This is a genomic window from Dyadobacter luticola (assembly GCF_005860805.1).
GTDB lineage: Bacteria > Bacteroidota > Bacteroidia > Cytophagales > Spirosomataceae > Dyadobacter > Dyadobacter luticola.
In genome coordinates, this window is the sequence record NZ_VCEJ01000004.1 from 373,951 (window position 1) to 391,218 (window position 17,268).

The 17,268-nt window shown below is 46.7% G+C and carries 12 protein-coding genes; 6 read left to right on the forward strand and 6 right to left on the reverse strand.

What is annotated here, in order from left to right; genetic code table 11:
- The first annotated feature begins 173 nt into the window (after window positions 1–173).
- The 3 genes from FEN17_RS12305 (at window position 174) to FEN17_RS12315 (ending at window position 2,738) form a co-directional block, all read left to right on the forward strand.
- Window positions 174–890, forward strand: coding sequence for a hypothetical protein (locus FEN17_RS12305; RefSeq protein WP_138365658.1), 717 nt, complete (start codon window positions 174–176; stop codon window positions 888–890).
- Between the two features lie 318 nt (window positions 891–1,208).
- Window positions 1,209–1,988 (forward strand): hypothetical protein, encoded by a 780-nt coding sequence (locus FEN17_RS12310; RefSeq protein WP_138365659.1) that lies wholly within the window; start codon window positions 1,209–1,211, stop codon window positions 1,986–1,988.
- 27 nt (window positions 1,989–2,015) lie between these two features.
- Complete coding sequence (locus tag FEN17_RS12315) at window positions 2,016–2,738, forward strand: hypothetical protein (protein WP_138365660.1); 723 nt, start codon at window positions 2,016–2,018, stop codon at window positions 2,736–2,738.
- Window positions 2,739–2,820: 82 nt separating this feature from the next.
- On the opposite strand, the gene FEN17_RS12320 is transcribed toward FEN17_RS12315, so the two are convergent.
- The 4 genes from FEN17_RS12320 to FEN17_RS12335 all read right to left on the reverse strand — a co-directional run bounded on the left by FEN17_RS12320 (window position 2,821) and on the right by FEN17_RS12335 (window position 8,133).
- Window positions 2,821–5,301: a glutaminase family protein gene (locus tag FEN17_RS12320; RefSeq protein ID WP_138365661.1), complete on the reverse strand. Its 2,481-nt coding sequence runs from the start codon at window positions 5,299–5,301 to the stop codon at window positions 2,821–2,823.
- Between the two features lie 117 nt (window positions 5,302–5,418).
- The gene (locus FEN17_RS12325; protein ID WP_138365662.1) at window positions 5,419–5,748 is read right to left on the reverse strand and encodes a HepT-like ribonuclease domain-containing protein; all 330 of its coding nucleotides are present in this window, start codon (window positions 5,746–5,748) and stop codon (window positions 5,419–5,421) included.
- A complete protein-coding gene (locus FEN17_RS12330) occupies window positions 5,735–6,025 on the reverse strand; it encodes a nucleotidyltransferase family protein (protein ID WP_138365663.1) in 291 nt (96 codons plus the stop codon). Before FEN17_RS12330 ends, FEN17_RS12325 begins: the two co-directional genes overlap by 14 nt.
- Window positions 6,026–6,048: 23 nt before the next feature.
- On the reverse strand, window positions 6,049–8,133 hold the full coding sequence (locus tag FEN17_RS12335; RefSeq protein ID WP_138365664.1) for a protein-disulfide reductase DsbD family protein: 2,085 nt from the start codon (window positions 8,131–8,133) through the stop codon (window positions 6,049–6,051).
- Between the two features lie 165 nt (window positions 8,134–8,298).
- Between FEN17_RS12335 and argB the strand changes: the two genes are divergently transcribed.
- From argB to FEN17_RS12350, 3 genes are all read left to right on the forward strand, one after another.
- Window positions 8,299–9,084: an acetylglutamate kinase gene (argB, locus tag FEN17_RS12340; RefSeq protein ID WP_138365665.1), complete on the forward strand. Its 786-nt coding sequence runs from the start codon at window positions 8,299–8,301 to the stop codon at window positions 9,082–9,084.
- Window positions 9,085–9,361: 277 nt separating this feature from the next.
- Window positions 9,362–12,685: a SusC/RagA family TonB-linked outer membrane protein gene (locus FEN17_RS12345; RefSeq protein WP_138365666.1), complete on the forward strand. Its 3,324-nt coding sequence runs from the start codon at window positions 9,362–9,364 to the stop codon at window positions 12,683–12,685.
- A 20-nt stretch (window positions 12,686–12,705) separates the two neighbouring features.
- Complete coding sequence (locus tag FEN17_RS12350) at window positions 12,706–14,295, forward strand: SusD/RagB family nutrient-binding outer membrane lipoprotein (RefSeq protein ID WP_310589759.1); 1,590 nt, start codon at window positions 12,706–12,708, stop codon at window positions 14,293–14,295.
- A 64-nt stretch (window positions 14,296–14,359) separates the two neighbouring features.
- Here the strand turns inward: FEN17_RS12350 and FEN17_RS12355 are convergent, their stop codons facing one another.
- Both FEN17_RS12355 and argH read right to left on the reverse strand, forming a co-directional pair.
- Window positions 14,360–15,910: an FG-GAP repeat domain-containing protein gene (locus FEN17_RS12355; RefSeq protein WP_138365668.1), complete on the reverse strand. Its 1,551-nt coding sequence runs from the start codon at window positions 15,908–15,910 to the stop codon at window positions 14,360–14,362.
- A 2-nt stretch (window positions 15,911–15,912) separates the two neighbouring features.
- Entirely contained in the window at window positions 15,913–17,250 is a 1,338-nt protein-coding gene (argH, locus tag FEN17_RS12360; RefSeq protein WP_138365669.1) for an argininosuccinate lyase, read from the reverse strand.
- Window positions 17,251–17,268 lie beyond the last annotated feature (18 nt).

The window sequence follows — 17,268 nt, forward strand, 5'->3', positions numbered from 1 at the left end:
CGCCACTAGCAAATACTCCTATATGGAAAGTACTATTTGCAAATAGGTCACCTAATATAACCGCAGAATAAGCCATATCAGCCAAATGCTTGTTTAAAGGCAATTGTGCAGCGCGGACAAACTTCTTTTGTAGCCCAAACAAAAACAAATGTTTAACTACAAAAGCTAGAAAAATGAAATTAGTACAAAAAATGTCCGTTGGCTTGAGCCTGGCGTGCGCGGTAATGCTGACCAGCTGCTCGAAAGAAGATGTACAAACGCCTGAGCCGCAGGCGGTAAGTGTGAATCCGAGTTCGAATTTGAAAACGGCGGCGCTTCCCTGGATTGCGCCAACAAAATCTTATGGAGGTTTCAATACTTTTCCTTATTTGTGGGAGCGAGTTACTGGTGGAGGTGAAGGTAGTAACACCGCAACATATCCGGCCGGCACTTCTACCAGCATGGGTCTATGGGCTAATAAAGCGTTTCCTTGGCTCGAATATTTTCCGATGGTTCCGGCCCAACCGTGGAATTCTTTTGTCACCGTAACATCAACGACTGACTATAAATGGGAAAAAGCAGATATGTCTCAGGCAAAAACCACAATTAAATATTTGAAGCCGGGCTATACATACGTCATGGAGTTTTATGTTACATCTGCGCGTCCAAAGGCAAATGCTTCGGCAGCTTATGTGGGCAACGCGCTCGTAACATTAAGCGCAAAAGGTACGAACCAGTTTTTTGACACCTATATGTTAGCTAACCCACAAAATAACTGGATTAAAAGAACCATTGAATTTGTGGCCAACGATACGGAAATGACGTTCACATTTGGTGCTACCTCCTCACAAAAAGGGAAAAAGGCATATGCCCACCTTTTCATAGGTCAGAATGCAATCTGGCAGAAGTAGAAGAGGCTAAGTTATATATAAGGGCCGTCTTACATCAGCTGAGACGGCCTTTTTGTTGCCATTAATTACCATAAATGATAATAATCATTGAAGAACCATTTTGTGCAATAAGTAACGGTTAATAATCAGCCGAAGTAATTCCACGCGCGGGTTATCAGTAATTGATTTTATTTAAAAACCATTATTTCGAAGGGTATCGCCTCATTTACCGCAGGATAACCGACCCGCTCCACCGGATCATTCTAAACGCTTTTTACAAAGTTGATCCACTTCTTTTGCTGTCGACAAAATCAAATGTTCAACTAAAACAGTAAACAAATGAAAACAGTAAAAACACTATCAGCTGGATTAGGCCTTGCCTGCATGATGATGCTAAGCAGCTGCTCGAAAGACGATGTACAAACCCCGCAGCCGCTGGCAGGCACTGACAATAGGCATTCCAGCTTGAAGACAGACGGAGAAGTAACACTGGCCCCTTATTTTGCGCCAGTAGAGGGGCCGACTACCGGAATATTTCAGTATCCGGCAAACTGGGCTCAAAGCCTCAACGCAATTCCAGATGGCTATAATGGGCCTCTCTCGGGACTATCATCGTTTTATTCTGTGTGGGGTGAGACCGGCTTTCCGTGGGGACCATGGTTAAAGCCAATGGCATATATACCCGGATACCTGAACGCCTACAAAATGTTGACCCTGCGAGCCAAGCATCATTATGATTCAAAACCTTTCTGGGCCCCTGGTGTAACCACTACAATCAAGAATCTGGTGCCGGGAAAAACGTACTCGATTACATTGTACCTGGCAACTACGATTCGCAATGAGCCTTTTAACGCCGATGGTACATGCAAATATGCTAAAGCAGCAAAAATCAAGATGTATCCTTACACAAATGACATGCCGCTGACGGTTAATGTCGATCTTACTGGAAATGAGGCGAAATGGGTTAAGAAGACCATTACTTTCACGCCTACTAAGGACAACGCGCCCTTCTATTTCCAGGCTACTGAGCCAGACAAAGACACCTACACTTTTACTAACCTTTTTGTCCCCAGCAACGGCATTTACGAGTTGAAGAATGTTGCGCCTGTCAAGCTTTAATTAACTATCACACTAAAATTTAAGAAAATGAATCTAACACAAAAATTACCTGCGGCCCTGGGCCTGGCTTGTCTTATGATGATAAGCAGTTGTTCAAAAAATGAAGTCCAAACACCGGAACCGAAAGCGGATCATTTGAATGAGAATTCGAATTTGAAGACAGAAAGCTTGTATTTCAGCTCTCCGACAAAATCGACAGTTGGCGAGAATAAACTTCCTGCAAACTGGCAAAGGACTACCGCGCTGGGCTTTTCTCAAAATCAGACTCTATACCCGGTTGGAGTTTCTAACTTGGTATCATTGTGGGGAAAACCTACAATACCTTGGGTTCAAAATCTATGCACAATTCCAGGACTGTCGACCACCAATACGTTTGTCACGATCACGACGTCAGGTATGTATAATCACGGTACAATGTCTTCTGTTACAACTAAAATCAAGTCTTTGACAGCAGGAAAAAAATACGCATTGACTGTTTGGGTAGCCACTACTGTACCCAAAGCAGGTACGACTAACCGTATCTCAACCTTTGCAAAAACGGCCATGTTCAGTGTGCGATCAGGCAATACGTTTTATGATGGATCTGTGGATTTTACCAGTTTTAAAAATACTTGGGTGGAGAAAACACTTACTTTCACTGCGCCTGGCCCGGAGATGGATTTTATTTTCTTCGCGGCACCGGAAAATCCAGGTCAATACTCATATGCACATATTTTGATGCCTGACAACGCGGTTAAGCAGCTGAATTAGTATTTAGCAATTAAATATTAAAAGGCTGTATCAGATTCTGAGCAGCCTTTTAATATTTTAATCTAACGTACATCTATCCCCCTCACTTCCACCGCTCCCCTAAAACCTTCATCCAATACCCGCCAACAACCGACCGCGCCCGGAATCCAACCGACTTTCCGTCCACCGTTTCATGCCAATCCGAGAGCGGGATCTGGTCAGGGGTTTCATTGGCGTATTTATAAATAGGGGCGATTAAGGCTTCGAAATCGGCTTTGTTTTTGGCTAGTGTGGCCGTCCAGACGATCCAGTCAGATTTGGTGTAGGTTTTGCGGCTGTCAAGGGGGAGGCCGAAGGGTTTTTGTTTCGTCAGGTAGTATTTGATCTCTTTTTCGGCTACCGTTTTGGGGAATACGTTCAGGTTCAGGAGCTCATCCCACACAATGTTATACTTCTGGCTCCACGAGTTTTTGTTATCAAAAGAAAGCGCGTAGTGGTCGCCGCTATCAGCCAGCTGCATCCATTTTTGCGCGAAATCTTTAACCAATGCATTTACTTCCGCTGCTTCCTTAGAGTCGCCAAGCTGCTCCGCCATTTTCGCGTAAGACGCCAAACCCATAATTGCCTTGATCGATAAGTTGGCATTACGCGCCAGGTGACCGGCGAAATCGTCGGTGCAAAGCTGGTTGGCAGGGTCAAAACCTTCTTTTTTCAGATAATTCGCCCAGGTAGTGAGCACTTTCCAATGTTTTTTGGCAAAATCAATGTTGTTTTCAGCCTTGCAAATCGCGTAGGTTAATGTCAGCATATTCCCGGATTCTTCCACGGGCATATCTTCACCGTAAGTCTGGCCGGTGGCCTGCGGGTAAGTGCCCACATCGTGCGCGGCAAAAGGTTTTGTCCACTTGCCGCTTTCGGAATAATAAAAGATCGGCTCCATCATGCCTTTCAGCAAAACCGGATTATATAGCAGGAACAGCGGTGCCGAAGGATAGGTAATGTCCACCGTCCCGATAGAACCGTTACTGAAATTTTCCTTCGAAAAAAACAGCGGCGTGCCGGTAGCATCAGCCACCAGTTTGTGCGCCGAAATCGCCTGCCGGTATGCGAGGACGCACAATTCGGCATACTGCTTACCTCCGGCTTTCAACGCATCCTGATAGATCATTTCATCCGTCGCCTCACATTCTTTGAGGATTTTGGCAAAATCAGCCTCCGCATTTTTCAGTTCATTCTGAATGCTGTTTTTCCCATCCTTATTCCACCACGGCCGCAGGTTTTGACCAAAATATAAAACGGAATAACCGTCGTCGTAACCGAGCATCACATGCAGCGATTTGCCTTCGTTCCCTACCTTTTCGGAAAGGAGGACACCCATGGATTTGGTATCAGCCGATGCAGCGCTTGTTTGATTCGTACTAATTGAGCCGTTTTTTGAAAACGATTTCAGCAATTCCTCCGGCGCTCCGATTGCAGAACTTTTCACATTGCCAGCACCAGCCGCCAGATAAGCACGCCCCCAATCAATGCGGACGTCATCGCCTTTTTTAACCAAAGCCTTTTGTTCAACATTACCCAGCGAAAGCGTCACAAGGCCATTCTGATTTTCAGTTTTGCCCTCCACTTTCTGGCTCGCATCATTCACCGCCCAAAGTCCGGAAACCGAGTTCAGGATTTCAACCTGATGTGTTTTGCCATCGTTTGCTTTCAGATCATAAACCACATAATTGACCGGCCGGGAAATCATTTCAAGGTCTTTCATGATCAAAGGCGCGACAAAACTGGCCTTTAGCTGCACAGGCCCGGCTTCAAAAGTGTAAATGCTCTGCGTAGCCTTCATTTCAAAAGCAGTTTGCTTGGCTGGCAATATTACATCGTCGCCTTTCGGAGCAATTTCATCCGCCAGCCCCACATCAATGTATCCCGGACCGACGCCGTTTTTGCAATAAACCGCCAGGATATTTTTGCCTTTTTTTAAAGCCTTGCGTGCCGGGGCGCTGATCGGTTTGAATTCGTAATCACTTGTAAAACAAGGGCCGCAGTCGTAGGCAGGAACACCATTGATATAAACCTGCACATCGTCGTCGTGAAAGATATTCAATGTGGGCTTTTCAAAATCAGCAGCCGTCAATGTGAATTCGCGACGATACCAAACCTCTTTTTGAAACTCGGTGCCGCTTCTCAGCATCGCGTCATTTTTATCTTTGGTCGAAAACGGCGCAGGCACCTGCTTCCAGTTGGTAATGTTATAACCCTCTTTATACCACCAATCTGCATCCGGTTTTACGGTAGTATACCTAGCCAGATACCCGCCTTGCTTAGCAGTCGGCAAAATCGTTTTCATCACCGGCGTCGGCGCGCCCATAAAGCGATAGGTTTTCCCATCCACCCGGATCAATCCATCCATCGGCTGCGGCTTGCCGGTCCAATGTTTTGTTGGAGAGCCATTTAACTGGTCACCAAACGACCAGACGCTGGTGTAAGGATCAATGGAAACAAGCGGGGTAGCCGGCGGGCGGAGAGTTTGGGCAAAAAGTACAAGAGAAAAAATACTGAGCAGCGCAGTCGACCAAATCTTAGTCATGAAAGATTGAGTTTTTTAGGAAAGTATATATCATTCAAAATTCCCGCAATGATAGGAAATTGTCCACAAAAGAAGCCCTTCGGCCAGGACTTTGGTATTGGGATCTGAGGTCTTGCATTATAGTTTCAAAGCAGCTTTCAGCTCGGGTATCTTGTTGGCGACAATATCCCAGACTAATTCAAGATCGACTCCGAAATACTCATGGACGATGAAATTCCTGAATGCAATGATTTTCTGCCACTCAATTTCCGGTATCGTAGTTTTGAAGTTTTCGGATAAATGATTGGCAGCCTCGCCGATAATTTCCAGTTGACGTTCGATCGCAAATCGGAGCATCGGATCGGAGTAAAGATCCTGTTTCGTTTTATTAATAGTAAAGGTTTGTATGTAACCAATCGCTTCCGCAATGTGCAGCAGGCGAGCCTCATCGAAGTCAGCTCTTTTCATAAATCAGTTTTTTTTCCTGATCAATATGAGGCTTAATATGGGGAGAAAGACCATTTGAACTCACCAGGTCAACCGGTGTTTGAAGTAACTCGGATAACTGGTCGCGCATATCCAAAAAAGTAAAAAAATCGGCACCGTTTTCGTAATCCAGGTCGACCAGGATATCAATGTCACTGGAAAGGTTTTGTTCGCCCCGCGCGGTCGAGCCAAAGACATAAGCTTTTTTTACTGGCTTGTCCTTGAAAAAATCTGCCGCTTTCTTTGCCAACTCTTCCATAAACTAAAATTTAAAGAAAGATACTACTTTTTAAACGCCGCCTTCCCGCTCTCTAGAAACGCCACAAAATTCTCAGGCTTCAAATCGTAATTCTTTGGCGGTACCAGCAGGTTTCCTTCGTGATCTACCAGGCAGTAATGTGGCTGGGCGTTGTTGTTGTATTTTACGATCTGCAAATCAGCATTTTGGGCGCCGATGGTTTTTTTGACTTTGTTATCGTATTTCGAAGTGTACCAGCTGGCTTCCGGGAGCTCGGTTTTGTCGTCGACGTACAATGCTACGATCACAAAATCATTGCGGAGGAGTTGCTGCACTGCCGGATCAACCCATACGCGGGCTTCCATTTCCCGACAGTTCACACAGCCATGACCAGTGAAGTCGATGAAAACGGGTTTATTGACTTTTTTGGCGTAGGCCAGCGCGTCTTTGTAGTCAAAGAAACCATCCAGCTCGTGGGGGAGATGAAAAAGGTCTGCGTATTTGCGGGATTCTCCGGGGGGTAGGGTGGAGGCGATTCCAGCGGTTCTTTTGTTTAAATCAAAATCCAGGGTATGCTGCGGAGGAAGGTAGCCGGCCAATGCTTTGAGCGGCGCGCCCCACATGCCGGGGATCATATAGACGACGAATGTGAATGTGACGATCGATAATAAAAGCCTTGGGACACTTACTTTTTCAAGCGGAGAATCGTGCGGCGTCCTGATTTTTCCTAATAAATAAAACCCCAACAAGCTGAAAATCACGATCCAGAATGCCAGGTAAATGTCACGGTCGAGCAACCGCCAGTGGTAAACCTGATCGGCGATGCTGAAAAATTTTAATGCTAAGGCAAGTTCCAGGAAGCCCAGAACCACCTTAACGGTATTCAGCCAGCCGCCCGATTTTGGTAAAGATTTCAGCCACTGCGGAAAAAGCGCAAATAAGGTAAAGGGAATTGCAAAAGCAGATGAAAATGCCGCCATGCCAATGATCGGTTTCACGACTTCGCCACCCGCCGAGGCTACCAGCAAACTCCCGACGATTGGTCCCGTGCAGGAAAATGATACCAGTACCAAGGTAAATGCCATAAAGAAAACCCCGGCATAACCACCCTGATCGGCTTTTTGGTCCATTTTATTGACAAAGCCGCTTGGTAGAACGATTTCGAAAAGTCCCAGGAATGAAAGTCCAAAGACAAAGAAAATACCAAAAAAGAGCAGGTTCGGCAGCCAGTGGGTACTCAGAAAGTTGGCAAAAGCCGGACCATTAAGCCGTGAAACTACGGTACCTATTAATGTATAGATCAGCACAATCGATATGCCGTATATGAGCGCTTTCAGTTTGCCTTTTTCCTGGTTGGTGAAAAAGCTGACGGTCATCGGGATGATCGGGAAAACGCAGGGAGTCAACAAAGCCACCAGACCGGACAGAAAGGCAGCCAGCGCAAAACCCCACAATGATTTGCCTGCCGCAGGATCATCGGAATTTGCAGATGTTTTAATGGTGGCCGATTTTGAAGCAGAATCTGGTCCCTGAGCATCTTTTGAAAATGCGGAATCGACCAGATTATCCGTCGGAGTTGCGACTACGGCTGTTGAAGAATCCTGCGTGCCAACTACTGCGCCAACATTGGGCGTTGCTCCGCCGACACTCGCTACTTTTAATCCTTTAAATTCAAAATCTTCATTTCCGGGGATACATAAGCCGGTTACGTGGCTGCAAGTCTGGTATTCGGAGGTGCCTTTGATCACCGGATTGTCGGCGAGTACTTTTATTGTTTGTATAAAAACACCTTTTCCTTCAAAATAACGAACATTTCCACCCCAAACTTCTTCAAACTTAGTCTTCGGATTCTGTGGTTTAAGCTTCCCGGATACCTCAAAAGTATTGTTCTTCTCAAATGTAAAAGTCGTCAGCATCGGCCCCAGGTCGGGATCGAAATCGGAGGAATACATATACCAATCCTTATCGATCGTCGCGCTGAAAATCAGGTCGACGGTCTCACCTTTTTTGACTTCGGGTTTAGAAAAAGTATAGGTCCAATGTGCCTTGGCTTTCTGAATTTGCGCAAAAGTTGTTTGCGTGAGGAAAAAACAAACACTGATCAGAAGGAAGAAAAAACGCCTTTTCATATAGCTGGTGGGATACATCTGCGGTTCACCGGCACCGCGCACCGGTTTGAGTTAGTCAACGTAATTTTGCTAAAAAAATTCATCATTTAAAATTCACATTTCTGTCACAATGCGTTTGTGCTAACTTTGCCGCCTTCGAATCCCGACACAATAAATCCGGCCCAGATGTCCCAATCCTTATATATCATTAAAATCGGCGGCAATGTAATCGACAACCCCGAGGCATGTTCCGCTTTTCTGAACGACTTCGCGAAAATCAATGCGCCCAAGATACTTGTACATGGCGGCGGCAAGATCGCAACGCAGATTGCCGCCAGCTTGCAGATAGAAACACAAATGGTAGAAGGCCGCCGGATCACCGACAAACCGATGCTGGATGTAGTAACAATGGTATATGGTGGCTTGGTCAACAAAAATCTCGTAGTCCAGTTACAGGCTGCGGGCTGCAATGCAATCGGCCTCACCGGAGCCGACGGCGGCATTATCCGCTCGGTAAAGCGTCCCGTGAAAACCATCGACTACGGATTCGTAGGAGACATTGAAGAAGTAAACGGTACGCAGATCAACGCCCTGCTCACTTCCAGACTTATCCCGGTGATCGCGCCGCTCACATACAGTTCGGAAGGTTTATTGTTGAATACCAATGCCGATAACATGGCATCGGGTACGGCAGTAGCGATGTCCCAATTCTTCAAAACAAAACTGATCTATTGTTTCGAAAAAAAGGGCGTCCTATCCGACCCTGACGACGACAACGCAGTAATTTCCTCCCTCACGCCGCCTACTTACGCCGATTACAAATCCACCGGCGTCATCAACAAAGGCATGATCCCCAAGCTGGACAGCTCCTTCGCAGCACTCGAAGCCGGTGTTTCAACAGTAACGATTTGCCACGCGGCTGATTTGTTGCAGGCGGTTGAGGGGCTGGCGGGGACGATCATTACATTATAATGTGAGTCCGTAATTAGAAATCTGATTCCTGGATTTACGGAAATCGATTTAGCAACAAACCTTGCCCACCTGATTTCGTAAAATTAGGGTAATATCTGCCGTCACCCTTATATCCCAAATACTCTTCCTCTTTTTTCGGATTGATGCAATATCTTATTGCGAGATGCAGTTATTTCCGAACAATTAGTAATTTTTTTTAAGAATGAAGTTTGCTTTAAAAAAATTACTGTTAAAATTGTGTTAATTTTCTAATCCTCAATAATTACTTAATTCATTTATGGGCAAAAATTTACTTAGGCTTGTCGTCATGTTTATGCTGGCAAGTGCTCCTGTATTCGCTCAAACGATTACAGGAACGGTCAAATCAGCAGCCGATGGCTCCACACTTCCGGGGGTATCTGTGCTGGTTAAAGGCAGCACGAATGGTACCACGACCGACGTTATGGGAAAATTCAGCCTGGCTGCTGCTCCCGGTAACACATTGGTTTTCTCCTACATCGGCTACAAAACCATTGAATCAGTTATTGGAAACCAGACTGTCCTGGACATTGCGCTGACAGAAGATGCCAACCAGCTTGGTGAAGTGGTGGTTACCGCGCTTGGTATTGCCAAGGAACAACGCGCACTGGGTTATGCTACGTCGGTTGTAAATGCCGACGCTCTGGTGAAAACCGCTTCCCCCAACTTTGCAACTGCATTGTACGGTAAGGCTCCGGGTGTGACGATCAACGCAACGCCGGGTGGAGCTACTTCGGGTGTGAGTATCAACATCCGCGGTTTCAGCTCAATTACAGGTAACACGCAGCCATTGATCGTTTTGGATGGTATTCCAATACGTAACGGTGAAGCGCGTAACGGTGACTTTTGGAACGATCAGCGTATTCGGGGTAATGGTCTTCTGGACTTGAACCCTGCTGATATTGAGAACATTTCAGTATTGAAAGGTGCTTCTGCTGCTGCGCTTTACGGATCTGAGGCGGTGAACGGGGTGCTGCTTGTTACTACCAAAACCGGTAAAGGAAAAAAAGGGATCGGTGTTGATTTCAGCGCCAGCTACAATGTTGATAAAATTGCTTATCTGCCACGTTACCAGGATGTAAGAGGTCCGGGTTATCCTTTGAACTACAACGATGGCGGTCAGGATGCGGCGGGATTTATCTACTATGATACCAACGGTGACGGTGTAAAAGAAACCCGTGGCTTGTTGGGTGCTACGGTAAACTTTGGTCCTAAATTCGACGGACAGCCTGTGATGGCATTCGACGGAAAAATCCGCCCGTACTCTCCATCAGGAAACAGCTACGCCGATTTGTTCGAAAATGCGAGCAGCTCCAATGTCAACCTTTCCATCTCCAAATCGACTGACAACGCAAACATTCGTTTCTCGTTTACCCGTCAGGACAACGGAATGATCAGCTATAATTCCAAAAACAGCAAGAACATCGCAAACCTGAATGCGAGCTTTAATCTGAACAAAAAGCTGACTACGGATTTGATGGTGAATTACGTGAACCAGACTACCCGCAACCGTCCTTACAAAGTGGATCGTATGATCAACAACTTTACAGGTATGATGAACCGGTTCGAGTCGGCTGACTGGTATTTTGACAAATATCAAACAAGCCTCGGCTACAAATACGTAACGGGTACTAACCCAAGCCTCACGCCTGGTGAAAACATTATTTACAATGGTTTCAAATCCGATATCGCGGATTACGTTTGGAGCACCAGAAAAAATCAGTCGTTTGAATACAGCGACCGTATTATTGCCAGCATTACCCAGCACTGGCAGATCCTGGAAAGCCTGAAACTGCGCGGACGTATTGCTACGGATTATACTTCCGAAAGATTGGAAAACCATGATTACAGCAGCGTCCCTCTGGCTTTCGGTTACTCAGGTGGTTTCGGAATGAACAACAACCAGTACAACAACGTATACGGTGACCTTCTTTTAACATATACAAAGAAGCTGGCGTCTGATGTGACATTGTCAGTTTTAGGAGGTTATTCTGCCAACAGGCAGTTGAACACATTTGTGTCAAGATCAGTAAATGGCGGTTTGAGCACAGAGAATTTCTTCGATATTTCTGCGAGTGTGAATACGCCAGGCGGCGCACAGACAAGAAGCCGCTGGCTGCGCGACGCATACATTGGAACAGTTAACTTCGACTACAAGAGCATTTTCTTCGTGGAAGGAACGATCCGCAGAGACCGCACTTCTACTTTGGCGAAAGGAAACAATGCATTTGTTTATCCTTCTGTGAATGCCAGCTTTGTGTTCTCCGACGCATTCCAGCTGCCTCAATTCCTGAGCTATGGTAAACTGAGAGGTTCTTTCGGTATCGTGGGTAACTACCCAACCATTTACCAGGCAAACAATGCCTACCAGCAGGGATCGCTGAACATTCAGCAGCCAGGCGGCCAATCGGTACTTTACACGACGATCAGCTCCGATTATGGCAATGATAAAATCCGTCCTGAGCAGAAGCGTGAATTTGAATTCGGTTTGGAAACGAAATTGTTCAACAACCGCATCGGACTGGACATCGCTTACTACAATGCACAGATCGTTGACCAGATCCTTCCTTTGAACATTGCTGCGACCTCTGGTGCAAGAACTATTCTTGCCAACATTGGTACATTGCGCAACCAGGGTGTTGAAGTTGCATTCAACGTAAGCCCGCTGAGAGCAAAAACAACCACCGACCTGAACTGGGACCTTACCCTGAACCTGTCGAGAAACGTAAACAAGGTTGAGAAACTGGCTAACGGTTCTACCGAGTTATTGCATGCCGATTTCGATGGTAATGCTGCGCAGATCCGCTCCGTAGTGGGCCGTCCGATGGGTGACATTTTTGCACACGGTGTTTTGAAAAACGATAAAGGTGAAAGCGTGGTTGGACCAAATGGTTTGTACCAGCTGGATGGCGATAACTGGATCAAGGTAGGTAATGCAATGCCTAAACTGACAGGTGGTTTTATCAACAGTTTCAGTTACAGAAACTTTACGCTGGATGCGGTAATTGACTTCCGTGTAGGCGGTCACCTGATGCCAACCGGTATCAACTGGATGACTTCAAGAGGTTTGACAAAAGAAAGCTTGAATGCAATGGATACAGAGCACGGCGGTCTTTCTTACTATGTGGACGCAGCCGGAAATGGTGTTCAAACTACCGAGAGCGCAGGTCCAAATGGTCAGCCGGTTTACCACGACGGTATGCTGATGCAAGGTGTGACAGCCAATGGCGAAACTAACACGAACGTAGTTTCGCAGGCAGTTTACTACAATGCGACTTACAACTGGGGTGGTCCTCAATACGGTAACGCACGTTACGAGCTGTACGTACAGGAAAACACGTACTTCAAAATGCGCGAGCTTTCTCTTGCTTACAGACTGCCGGCGACCTGGGGTAGAAAAATCGGAGCTCAGAATGTATCACTCTCTGTGTTTGGCCGTAACCTCTTCTTCTTGTACAGAACCATCAAAGACATGGATGCTGAACAAACCAGCGTAAGCTCACGGTGGTACGAGAACATCAACAATGCGGGAAGTAACCCTTCATTCCGCACGATGGGTGTAATGTTGAGAGCCAGCTTCTAATTTCAAATCTGATCATGACAATGAAAAAAATATCATCATTCATATTGGCAGGACTTATGCTGGTAGCAGCATCCTGCAAGGAATCCGAGTTCACCGAAAGGTATGCCGATCCGTCTAAAATTGCTGAGTCAACAGTTGAGAAGCAGTATACAGGATTCTTGTTCGCGAGCAAAGATTACATCCTTCCAGGCTACGGACAGTATTTCGTAACCCTGAGAACAACATTGAGCCGCTACAACCAGGCAGTAGGCTGGCCAAACGAATCGGGACAATATGTACCCGCATCGGCTGGTGTGCAGGATATGTGGTTCAACTATTACAATTCCCTTGCGCAGTACCGCGAGCTTGAAAAGATTTATAATTCAAGACCTGCCGAAGAGCAGGCTGCGAAAAGGATTTTCATGCTCACCGCCAAAGTTTATCTGTACAACTATACCCAGCGTATGGTGGATCTGCACGGCGCGATCCCTTTCACAGAAGCGGGTATGCTGAGCACAAATGGTGGGGATTATGCAGGTTCAAATGCAAAGTTCGATTCGCCTGAATCGCTTTACACGATGATGCTGGACGATTTGAAAGCCATCGCTACTGAACTGAATACCATTACAGTAGGTGCAGGTTACCTGAAAGGATTCCAGACCCAGGATTTTGTTAATAAAGGCGATATCACAATGTGGAAGCGTTTTGCAAACTCCCTGCGTCTGCGCATGCTGAACCGTGTTTCTGCTGCCGCTACTTTTTCCGGAAGATCAAATACTGAAATTGCTGAGATCCTGAACAATCCTGCGACTTACCCTGTGGTTGAAACCAATGACCAGAACATTCAGATCAATGTGTATGATGTGAATACAGACGTTAACTCCAAAGGCTTCCAGGATGGTCTGGCTTCGGCTGGCTGGTACGGTAACACGGCTGGCAAGAAAATGATCGACTTCATGAACAGCACTTCCGACCCACGTCTGAAACTGCTTTTTGAGCCGGGAGAAAATGCAAAAGGCGCTTACATCGGTATCGACCCGATCGGTACTTCTGCAACGCAAACTGCGCTTTTTAACACGGGTACCGTATCAATCTACAACCGTTATGTGTTGAGCTCCAACCAGTTTTTCCCAGGTGTGATCATCAATGCGCCGGAGATTAACCTGATCAAAGCGGAATATTACCTGAGAACTGGTGTGGATGGTTCTGCTAAAACAGCTTATGAAACTGCCATCTCGCAATCTGTGAAATTTTACACAGCAATTGCAAACCTGAGCAATGCAACATTGGGTACCAAACCGGTTTCGCCAACCGATGCGCAGATTGCCGCTTACATCGCCACTGACGCTGTAAACTGGACAAAAGCAACAACCAGCGCTGCGAAACTAAGCCTGATCGCTACCCAGAAGTGGTTGCACTACAATGTGGTTCAGCCTTACGAAAACTGGGCGGATATCCGCAGACTGGATCTGCCAGCGCTAACATTCCAGACGGACAATGCCAACAACCAGACTACGCCTCCTGTGAGATGGAACTACCCAGGAAACGAGATCACCTACAATACCGACAACTACGCTTTGGTACGCGAAAGCGACAAGCTGACTACCAAGCTTTTCTGGGATGTGAAATAGTCTTTGAAATAAAGTGAATTGAATGTTGAAATGGCCGGCCAGAGCGTCGGCCATTTTTTTGTGCCTACTTTTTCTGGTTGGTCAAAATCAAAAGCTGCGGGAATGTAAGAACGCCGTGCGACATCAGCTTTGTCATTTCGCCCAGGGTTTGGAAGTAGGAGCCGAGTACAATGTCCACGTCGCCGTCTTTGTCGAAATCAGCGGCTTCCATGGTCATCCATTTTCCATTAATCGCCTCGGGCGTGGCGGAAGGCTTGAATTTGAGGTTTCCTTCATTGGACAAATACACAAATGCATGGGCTGGATTATCGAGGTCTGTATAGAATGAAACCGCCGCGATGTCTAGGTCACCATCGTTGTCAAAATCCCGCGCTACTGCCTTGCTGGCGCCGTAGAGCGGGTAAAACCAGGTTTCTTTGAAATTGTCTTTCCCATCATTCAGGTAAATGCGGACCCCGTGGTAATTCTTTCGGATCGGCGATAAGTCCCAGTTATCCCCATTTGTTAGCAGGATATCTTTGAAACCATCCTTATTGAAGTCCGCCATTTCAAAATAATTGACACCATAAGAAGGTGGAAATTTCAGCACCTGCTTTTCCTTAAAATTCCCATTTCCAGCATTATAAAAAATCGAAACCCCTTCCCAGGCCTGCGACATTAAGGCGACGATGTCCGGCTTTTTGTCCCGGTTCAAATCGAGGATTTCGGTTTTCCTCGCACCCGGTAATTCTTTCAGGATATGTTCTTTTTCAGGCTGAAAACCGTCCAGCCAGAACAATTTGCCCACATTGTTTCCAAAACCAGAGATCATCACATCCTCTTTCCCATCGAGGTTCAGGTCACCCGCTGTAAACTGCACCGGCCGCGGCAGGTTTTGAATGTTCACCGCATTGGCCGGCAATTTTGTTTTGGAAAGCGACATTAACCTTCCCAATTTCTGGTCCGACGGGTTGAATTTACCGATGGTCAATAATCGCGGCGGCGCATTTTTAGGAAAATCAATGTCCGTCGGTGCTGTGTCAATCCACCAGCTATCGGCCAGCTGGAATGTGCTGTCCAGCGCGTACAAGGCATTTTGGTCGTCGCCAATGTACAGCCTCGAAGAAACCGGATCGTATTTGAGTAAGGTTGTTTTTGGAACTGACTTATCACCAATCGATACCGTAGCAGCTTTGAACAAGGTAAGCTCTTCAATCGGCGCGGTGTAAGGTTTTTGCGGAAGTGGTTCGGCAGGCGCGGTACCTACATAATAATCCACGATTTTCTGCCAGTCGGCTTCGGGAATTAAAGGTTTTTCAGGATAAATTTTGAGTTGCTTGATAATTTCCTGATCCGCCGGTTCCGGCTCGATGAGTTGGTCAGCATTCGCCACCGGAATTCCCAGCCGCCTACCCATATTCGGCAGAACGTTGTTTTGCCAGGTAGTTTTATCCAGCAAATCAGGCTCCGGAAAAAGATGGCACCGCTGGCAATATTGCATCGCCAGTTGCCTTCCGTCAGGCGCGGTAATATGTAAAGTCGGTTGTTCAGGGACAGGTTTTTGATCAGGATTTAATGTAAATCCCAAAATCCAAACCGTAACAGAAACCACAGCGCCTGCCCTGAATGCTACCATACTTATTCACTGATCAGCTTTTGTAATGCAGCCTGCACTTTGTCATATCCGAAAACCGCAATTTCCCGCTGCATCCGCTCACGGATTTCAGCAGACTGTAAGTTGCCAATGCTGCCTTCGTGAGAATGTTTCAATTCACGCGGCGCGACATAACTTCCGTCGCCAATTTCGGCGCCTACCTGTTTATACGCGTCCCGGAAAGGTACGCCGCTGATCACCAGCTCATTCACCCGCTCCACGCTGAAAAGCAAGTCGTATTTCGGGTCGTCGAGCAGGTTTTGCTTCACTTTCAAATGTTCCAGCATGAATGCGGCGATATCCAGGCAATCCAGGATTTCGTCGAATGCCGGCATCAGGATCTCTTTCAAAAGTTGCATATCGCGGTGGTAACCCGACGGCAGGTTGCTCAGCACCATCGTCACTTCCATCGGTAATGCTTTCATCCTGTTGGTTTTAGCGCGCAGGAGTTCAGCTACGTCCGGGTTTTTTTTGTGCGGCATAATGCTGCTGCCGGTCGTGAGGTCGTCGGGGAGAATGATGAAGCCGAAGTTTTGACTATTGTACAAACAAACATCCATCGCCAGTCTGGAAACCGTGGCCGCCAGAGAAGAAATTGCTGTTAATGCTGCCTGCTCAGTGCGTCCGCGGCTCATTTGCGCATAAACCACATTGTGATGCATGCCTTCAAAACCCAGCAACTCGGTTGTCAATGTGCGATTTAAAGGAAAGGAAGAACCATAACCTGCGCCAGAACCCAGCGGATTGCGGTTGGCGAGTCGGTAAGCTGCATTTAGTTGAATGATATCATCGATCAAACCCTCGGCGTAAGCCCCAAACCACAGTCCAAAAGAAGACGGCATCGCAATTTGCAAATGCGTATAACCGGGCAGCAGGTCATTTTTATGTTCTTCTGATTTTTGAACCAGCACATTAAAAAGCTTTTCCGTCGCCTGCACCACTTCAAAAAGTCGCGCGCGGGTATACAGTTTCATATCCACCAGCACCTGATCGTTCCGCGAGCGTCCGCTATGGATTTTCTTGCCGGTATCGCCCAGTTTCCGCGTCAAAAGCAACTCTACCTGAGAATGTACATCCTCTACCCCGTCCTCAATCACAAATTCGCCTTTTTCAATTTCGGCATAGATCACTTTCAGCTCGGCCTTCAATGCAGTAAGGTCTTCGGCTGTCAGCAGGCCGATCGTTTCCAGCATGGTCGCGTGGGCGAGGTTGCCGAGGACGTCGAATTCGGCCAGATGGAGGTCCATTTCACGGTCTTTGCCGACCGTAAATTTTTCAATTTTTTCAGAGGTAATCGTATTTTCCTTTTGCCAGAGTTTCAAAATAGCAGGCGTTTTGGG